The following is a 7,176-nucleotide window of genomic DNA, read 5'->3' on the forward strand; positions in this document are numbered from 1 at the left end:
GGAAAGCTGTTTAATCAGGGAGAAATCAAATGAAGATTGCTCAATATGGAACAACGATTGTAGCGATTCACACGATCGCCAACGGACTTCATGGTTTAGCCCATGTGGAAATCCCAATTCCTCTTTCTCTGCTTCAGGCTTTATTTGTGGGTATTGTGATTTTTCTGATTCCGATCGTTGCAGCCGTTTTGCTTTGGACACAATTCGATCGCATTGGTAGCTGGCTTTTACTCAGTTCAATAGCTGGATCGCTCCTGTTTGGAATCTACAATCATTTCATCGCGATCAGTCCAGATCGTGTGTCTCAAGTTTCCTTTGCAGGTTGGGGTTTGTTGTTCCAAATCACAGCCATCCTAATATTAATTGTGGATGGATTGGGGAGTGGAGTTGGCTTGTGGGCACTGAGAAATATGCAGCAAAAAGAGCAGGGTGTTTTATGAGTTCTCTCGATGACTTTAACCACCATCGTCCGTTGCTATTCTCGATCGCCTACCGAATGCTGGGCACTGTCACAGATGCGGAGGATATGGTACAAGAAACCTTCCTGCGCTGGCAACAGACGGCGAACTCCACAGTGCGATCGGCAAAAACTTATCTGGCAACTATTACCACTCGTCTCTGCATCGATCATTTGCGATCGGCTCGTGTTCAACGAGAACAATACGTCGGCACCTGGCTACCAGAACCGATGTTAACGCCACAATCCGAAAATTCAACCGATCTAATGGAATTAGCCGACTCGCTCTCGATCGCATTTTTAACTGTACTGGAACGTTTATCTCCCATTGAGCGGGCGGTGTTTTTGCTCCGCGACGTGTTCGACTATGACTATGACGAAATTGCTCAAATGGTTGGCAAAAGCTCCACTAATTGTCGCCAAATTCTCCGACGGGCGAAGCACCATCTTGCTGACCAACGTCCTCGTTTCCCAGTTTCCCAGCCTCAACAAGAGCAGATTACCGCTCAATTTTTAGATGCCTCCAGCAAGGGCGATTTACAAGACTTGCTGCTGCTGTTGGCCAAGGATGTGACATTTTGTTCAGATGGTGGAGGTAAAGTGGTTGCAACCATCAAGCCGATACATGGAGCAATGAAAGTGGCTCGGATGCTATTAGCTATTCGTCACAAATGGATGCTTAATGCTGTATCTCGTTTAGCTCAGATTAATGGGCAGCCTGGAATTGTCCAATATCTTGATAACCACATTCACAGCGCGACGACATTTGAGATTGTCGGTGGCTGTATCCAGACCATTTACAGCGTGCGGAATCCAGAAAAGCTAGAGCGGATTTGCCAGGAGATATCGTTGGAGGAGGAGCAAAAGAGCGATCGGTGATTTGCTTCAAGTTTGAGCTAGCTCATAGAAGCGATTGAAATCCCATTGTACGATCGAAGCAGATGAACTTAGCAACGTTTGGACAATCAATGCTGCTGTTCTAAAAAACACACTAATTCAGGAAATTTTGATATGGATAATATAACAACTCCAAACAATCCATCTGTTGTAAGGCCACCCGAAGTTACGTTAGTTCCCAATAACTCACTTTTGACAGAAACCCCTGAAGAGGGACGACAACTGGCAGTCAAAATGGCACGGCTGATTATCAAAATGACTCAGCCTGATGAACAAAAGCGCAACCAGTTACGAGAGGTTTATGGCAATGATGCTATGATGCTGATTGCAGTTGGTCACGTTGTCGCGATAGAATTTGCAACAGTCGCTGCTGCAAACAACTACTGGCGGAAGTAGTATCTCAAAATCATCAGATTCAGTCATGTGTTCAAATTTTTGAGAAATTCACCATGAAAGTTTTGATTCGATTGATAGTTGCTTTTTTTGTCTTCCTTGTAGATGTCGTCTACCGAAACCGTTCCTACCCTCGGTTTTATATGCTGGAAACGATCGCCCGCGTGCCTTACTTTTCCTATCTATCGGTGCTGCATCTCTACGAGACACTCGGTTACTGGCGCAAAGCTGACTTGTTAAAAGTTCACTTCGCTGAAACTTGGAACGAATTACATCATCTGTTGATTATGGAATCACTGGGAGGCGATCGGCTTTGGATCGATCGCTTCATCGCTCAACACGTTGCATTCGCTTACTACTGGATCGTCGTGCCACTTTATATGCTGTTTCCATCTTACGCCTACTACCTGATGGAACTGATTGAAGGTCATGCCTATCACACTTATGATGAATACTTGAAAACCTATGAAGCGGAACTGAAAGCTCAACCTGCGCCCCAGGTAGCAATCAATTTCTATCGCGATGGCGATCTTTATATGTTTGATGAAGTTCAGACTACACTAAGTCATGAATTTCGCCGTCCCAAAGTGGATAATCTATACGACGTGTTCGTGAACATCCGTGATGACGAAGACGAACACGTAAAAACGATGATAGCACTCCAGAAACCACAAGCGCGTCTCACCTTCAAAAGTCCCCATACAGTTGTTGAATTGACCGCTGCCAATGCAGATTAAACTGGTTGATTGTAGGGGGGTGTTTTACTTTGAAACTCGATCGCAATTCGATATGAATGATTCCAGTCCAATCATTGGTATCAACTTAAGACTGAAGCCCATAATAAATATCGCTTTTAGGCAAAATCTAGATCCCCCTAAATCCCCCTTAATAAGGGGGAATTTGAGAAAATTTCTTGTCCCCCCCTTATTAAGGGGGGTTAGGGGGGATCTAGCTTCGAGACAAACAAAAGAGACTCAATGTTTGACGTTAAGTTGACACTAATGCAGTCCAATGAGTTATAAAACACTCTTGATAACCATGAAAAAACTACTGAAAAAATCCGCATTACTGCTTGCTCTACCAATCTGTGTCTTAGCTAATATTTCCTTACCTGCGTCTGCTGATTCTACTGCTGACCTCATCCTCAGTATGAGATGTCAGGGTGGTTACAACATCAATCTTTGGAAAAAGAAGGCTTCGGGTGAACTGCTATATCGCTCGACCAGTTCCAACGGTAATTTAAGTTTGGGCGGAGGTACTAGCAAAGCTACAGAAGGCGTTCGAGTGTATAAGTTTCGGAAGGGCAATTATGAATATTGGGTGTGGGATGGCACATTGGATAGCCCGCAGTCTGGAACTTTAGAGGTGTACAAAAACAACCGTATCTTGATGCAGAAAGCTTGTAGGAAAAGTTGAATTTTAATTTTCTAGCCTGACTAAATTAGTCCACTACAGACAACAAAAAAGGAGAATTTTATGACGAACTATGACTACATTGTGATTGGTGCAGGTTCGGCAGGCTGCGTTGTCGCCAACCGTCTGACAGAAGACTGTCAAACAACCGTGTTGTTGCTAGAAGCTGGCAATCCAGATACGAAACCAGAGATTCAAATCCCGTTGGAATGCTTCAACTTACTAGGCTCTGAGGTAGACTGGGCATACTTCACAGAACCAGAACCTTACCTCAATAACCGCAAAGTCTTTCATCCCCGTGGCAAAGTCTTGGGCGGCAGCAGTTCGATTAATTTCATGCTTTATGTCCGAGGCAATCCTGATGATTATAACCACTGGCAAGAATTGGGTAATCCTGGTTGGAGTTATCAAGATATATTGCCATATTTCAAGAAATCTGAGAACCAGCAACGAGGTGCTTCCGAATACCACGGTGTCGATGGCGAGTTGAGCGTTACGGATCTAATTTCCCCGGCACCGATATCTCAAAGATTTGTAGAAGCATCGGTAGCAATGGGATATTACAACAATCCTGATTTCAATGGGATGCACCAAGAAGGCGCAGGACTCTATCAGATGACGATTAAAGATGGAAAACGGCACAGTACCGCTGCTGCATTCTTGGTGCCAATTCTCGATCGCCCCAATTTGACAACGACGACAGCAGCATTAGTGACTCGATTGTTGTTTGAAGGAACCCGCACCGTTGGGGTGGAATATCTGCACGAGGAAACGCTGCACCAAGTCCGAGTTAACCGGGAAGTGATTTTAAGTGCTGGCGCATTCGATTCGCCTAAGCTGCTGATGCTTTCCGGCATTGGTAATCAAGAATACCTGGAATCATTGGGTATTCCTGTAGTAGTCGATTTGCCTGGTGTCGGTCAAAACCTCCAAGATCATCCTCTCATTCCTGTGGTACACCTGGCAACTCAGGATTTACACCCTGCAATCACCAGTAGTATCGTTGAAGCCGGATTGTTTTTGCATAGCGAGGGTAATCTGGATGCTGCGCCTGATTTACAGTTGATCTTCAGCCCTATTCTGTTGACATTCCCTCCTCGTTCTGATTCGGGATTCACTGGTTTAGTATGTTTGATCCATCCTGAGAGTATTGGTAGTGTATCTTTACGATCGCCCGATCCGAAAGATGCACCAATGATTCGGATGAACTATCTCCAAAGTAAATCCGATGTGCAAAAGCTAGTTGCCGGGATTAAATTAATGCGCGAATTGTTTCAGACAAGTGCTTTTGATGAGTTTCGGGGTGAGGCACTCGCTCCCGCTGCCGATGTTAACAGCGATGAAGCCCTCGAAGCGTACATCCGGGAAACGTGCGGTACGGTGTTTCATCCTGTCGGCACCTGCAAGATGGGAACTGACTCAATGGCGGTTGTAGACCCCGAATTACGCGTACATGGAGTTAAGGGATTGCGTGTGGTAGATGCGTCAATCATGCCAACAATCACCACAGGAAATACGAATGCGCCGATAATTGCGATCGGCGAAAAAGCAGCCGATTTAATTAAAGCCGCAGGTTGTGTTTCACGGCAAGTACCTTCAGCAATGGCAAATTAACAGGGAGTGCGATCGGTGCATCTCAATTTTGGAGGGCGAAGCATTCCGGCAGACAATTTATTAGCGATCGCCAGAGATTTACTGCCGGAATTCTTCGCCCCTACGAATATATTTTTAAAACCCAGATGCACCCAGTGCGATCGATTAAATAGCCTTGACTGTTTCTTTTCCAACTATGAGCTAGCTCATAGAAATTCTTGATAAAAACTGTCAGACTCAAGGTAGTTCAAGGTTAGGAGGGTAGCGATATGACTCTCACAAAAACAAACACAACTGCATCCCAAGTAGAAACTCTCGCCAGACTCTATCTGGAAAGTAAGCCCGCCGAAATTTCAGATAAAACCATTGTCCAACTCTGTGATTGGCTGATGGCTGAGTTCCAGAAATTGCCCTTAAATCTAAAATTTTCAGATTATATGCGTTATGACAACGCTAAAGAGATGTTTGCAGATATTGAGCAAGGGCAACTTTGGGTATCCGCTGAGAGTTACGATTCTGCTGTTTATCCTAATCCCATTTATGGATTTATTTTTCAGGGAATGCACGATTACGACCACTACTTGACAGATAGTGACTTCAGTTTGGAGGGAGAAATCGTGGCTTACAACTTCGCAGCAAAACGCGTGCCGAGTTTAGACATCCAAAAGATTCTCTACTCCGAAATTGTACTGCGCTCTTCTGCCTATTTTTATCTAGGACGCGCGGCTACTCCTAAAATTATTTTTCCATAATCGATCGCACAGGTAAAAGATCGTGTACGAATGTCCTTGTTGTTCTTATCCATTATTACGACACATTCACCAACATGAAATTTGCTGGTTTTGTCCCCACTGTCGGGCAATGATGCCAGCTATTTCCGAAGTAAAAAGCACTTCAAAACTGAGCATAGGAGAATCACGATGATGACCCAACAATCCGTAAGTCCTAAAGGTTAAACTAAAATAGAATAAAGACCAAACCAGAAAAGGCGATTATTGTGAGCGATTCCACCATAGAACAAATCTTGAAATTAGCCTCTGGGCGTGCCGATGCCGCTGAAGTATACTATCTGTCCAGTCAAGATACGCCGATCGAATTTGAGAACAATCGCCTCAAATCCCTGCAAACCAAAGCCCTGCAAGGCGTAGCACTCCGGCTGATTTACAAAGGCAAAATCGGCTTTGCTAGTTCCACAGACTTGACGCGGATAGACGACTTAGTAGATGCAGCCATTCAAACAGCCGAAATCGGCGACCCCGCAGAATTTGAACTCGCCTCCGACTTCCACCTCAAAGGCCCGGAAACCACCTACACTCCGCCCACAACCGCCGAATTAGTCGAAAACGGCAAAAACCTGATCGAGCAAGTTCACGCCTACAATCCCGATATTATGGTAGATGTCGGCTTTCACGTCCGCCACGGCCTCGTGAAAATTGCCACGACGCGAGACGTGTATGCCGAAAGAAGCAGCCAAATAGTCAGCGGGACGATCGCCGGAAATTTGGTTAAGGGAGAAGACTTTATGCAAGCATACAGTTACGATGTTGCGCGCGATCGACCCCTAGACACCAACAGCATCCTGCAATCGCTCCTCGAAAAATACCGCCTCGCCGAACATCCAGCCACCATCACCAGCGGTTCCTACCCAGTATTATTTACCCCCAGAGCCGCCGCCAGCACATTAGGCAGCCTCTTTGATACAATCCTTTCAGGTCAAAGCGTAGTTCAAAAAGCCTCTCCCCTAGCCGACAAAATCGGCGAAACCTTATTTGACGAACGCTTCACCTTTTTTGAAGACCCCACTTTAGGTTCTTCTGCTTGTCCCTTCGACGACGAAGGTACGCCCACCACCCGCAAAGTCTTGATTGACAAAGGAACTGTCACCGGATTTTATTGGGATCGCAGGTGGGCTGCTCGCGCCGGTGTACGATCGACCGGCAACGGTTTTCGTGGCGGATTGTCTCGCCCGGGCCCAGATTTGACCAACTTCTGCATTTCCCCAGGAAACACCAGCACTCAAGACTTGATTGCAAGCATGGACGAAGGTCTTATAATAGAACAGGTTTTAGGTGCCGGTCAGTCAAATCAGTTAGCTGGCGAATTTTCTGTCAACTTAGACTTAGGCTATAAAGTAGAAAAAGGCAAAATTGTCGGTCGCGTCAAGAATACAATGGTGGCAGGCAGCATTTTTGAAGCCTTTAAAAATTTGGCAGATTTAAGTACCGAAGCCGAATGGGTAGGTGGTGCGGCATATTTGCCGAGTATGCTGTTTCAACAGTTGGGCGTAGCTTCGAGGCAATAAGTTCAGTGCGGTTAATGCTAGATGAGGCTGACACTGCTGCTAGCAAAATGTTAATACTCACGTCTTGGTTTGATCGTTCGGACTTTAGTCCTATCTAAATCAGAGGACTCGCATTCCGAAC

9 protein-coding genes are annotated in these 7,176 nt (G+C 45.5%); all 9 read left to right on the forward strand.

The features are described 5' to 3' along the window. Positions 1 to 29: 29 nt before the first annotated feature. The 9 genes from QT974_RS06910 (at position 30) to QT974_RS06950 (ending at position 7,055) form a co-directional block, all read left to right on the forward strand. Positions 30 to 440 (forward strand): hypothetical protein, encoded by a 411-nt coding sequence (locus QT974_RS06910; RefSeq protein WP_333467780.1) that lies wholly within the window; start codon positions 30 to 32, stop codon positions 438 to 440. Next, positions 437 to 1,336, forward strand: coding sequence for an RNA polymerase sigma-70 factor (locus tag QT974_RS06915; RefSeq protein ID WP_333467781.1), 900 nt, complete (start codon positions 437 to 439; stop codon positions 1,334 to 1,336). Before QT974_RS06910 ends, QT974_RS06915 begins: the two co-directional genes overlap by 4 nt. 132 nt (positions 1,337 to 1,468) lie before the next feature. Then, a complete protein-coding gene (locus QT974_RS06920; RefSeq protein ID WP_333467782.1) occupies positions 1,469 to 1,750 on the forward strand; it encodes a hexameric tyrosine-coordinated heme protein in 282 nt (93 codons plus the stop codon). A 53-nt stretch (positions 1,751 to 1,803) separates the two neighbouring features. After that, entirely contained in the window at positions 1,804 to 2,484 is a 681-nt protein-coding gene (locus tag QT974_RS06925) for an alternative oxidase (protein ID WP_333467783.1), read from the forward strand. 301 nt (positions 2,485 to 2,785) lie between these two features. Next, the gene (locus QT974_RS06930) at positions 2,786 to 3,163 is read left to right on the forward strand and encodes a hypothetical protein (protein WP_333467784.1); all 378 of its coding nucleotides are present in this window, start codon (positions 2,786 to 2,788) and stop codon (positions 3,161 to 3,163) included. A 60-nt stretch (positions 3,164 to 3,223) separates the two neighbouring features. Further along, the gene (locus QT974_RS06935) at positions 3,224 to 4,774 is read left to right on the forward strand and encodes a GMC family oxidoreductase (RefSeq protein WP_333467785.1); all 1,551 of its coding nucleotides are present in this window, start codon (positions 3,224 to 3,226) and stop codon (positions 4,772 to 4,774) included. Further along, positions 4,735 to 4,926, forward strand: a complete 192-nt coding sequence (locus tag QT974_RS06940) for a hypothetical protein (protein WP_333467786.1) — start codon at positions 4,735 to 4,737, stop codon at positions 4,924 to 4,926. The genes QT974_RS06935 and QT974_RS06940 overlap by 40 nt, the downstream gene beginning before the upstream one ends. 96 nt (positions 4,927 to 5,022) lie before the next feature. Beyond that, positions 5,023 to 5,505 (forward strand): transposase, encoded by a 483-nt coding sequence (locus QT974_RS06945; RefSeq protein WP_333467787.1) that lies wholly within the window; start codon positions 5,023 to 5,025, stop codon positions 5,503 to 5,505. A gap of 245 nt (positions 5,506 to 5,750) precedes the next feature. Further along, complete coding sequence (locus tag QT974_RS06950; RefSeq protein ID WP_333467788.1) at positions 5,751 to 7,055, forward strand: TldD/PmbA family protein; 1,305 nt, start codon at positions 5,751 to 5,753, stop codon at positions 7,053 to 7,055. Positions 7,056 to 7,176: the final 121 nt, after the last annotated feature.

This window comes from Microcoleus sp. BM001215392, assembly GCF_036700185.1.
Classification (GTDB): domain Bacteria; phylum Cyanobacteriota; class Cyanobacteriia; order Cyanobacteriales; family Microcoleaceae; genus Microcoleus.

Bases quoted from the DNA above. Each gene is read 5' to 3' on its own strand.
- QT974_RS06930 (WP_333467784.1), top strand. From the start codon at position 2,786: ATGAAAAAACTACTGAAAAAATCCGCATTACTGCTTGCTCTACCAATC.
- QT974_RS06925 (WP_333467783.1), top strand. From the start codon at position 1,804: ATGAAAGTTTTGATTCGATTGATAGTTGCTTTTTTTGTCTTCCTTGTA.
- QT974_RS06920 (WP_333467782.1), top strand. From the start codon at position 1,469: ATGGATAATATAACAACTCCAAACAATCCATCTGTTGTAAGGCCACCC.
- QT974_RS06910 (WP_333467780.1), top strand. From the start codon at position 30: ATGAAGATTGCTCAATATGGAACAACGATTGTAGCGATTCACACGATC.
- QT974_RS06945 (WP_333467787.1), top strand. From the start codon at position 5,023: ATGACTCTCACAAAAACAAACACAACTGCATCCCAAGTAGAAACTCTC.
- QT974_RS06935 (WP_333467785.1), top strand. From the start codon at position 3,224: ATGACGAACTATGACTACATTGTGATTGGTGCAGGTTCGGCAGGCTGC.
- QT974_RS06915 (WP_333467781.1), top strand. From the start codon at position 437: ATGAGTTCTCTCGATGACTTTAACCACCATCGTCCGTTGCTATTCTCG.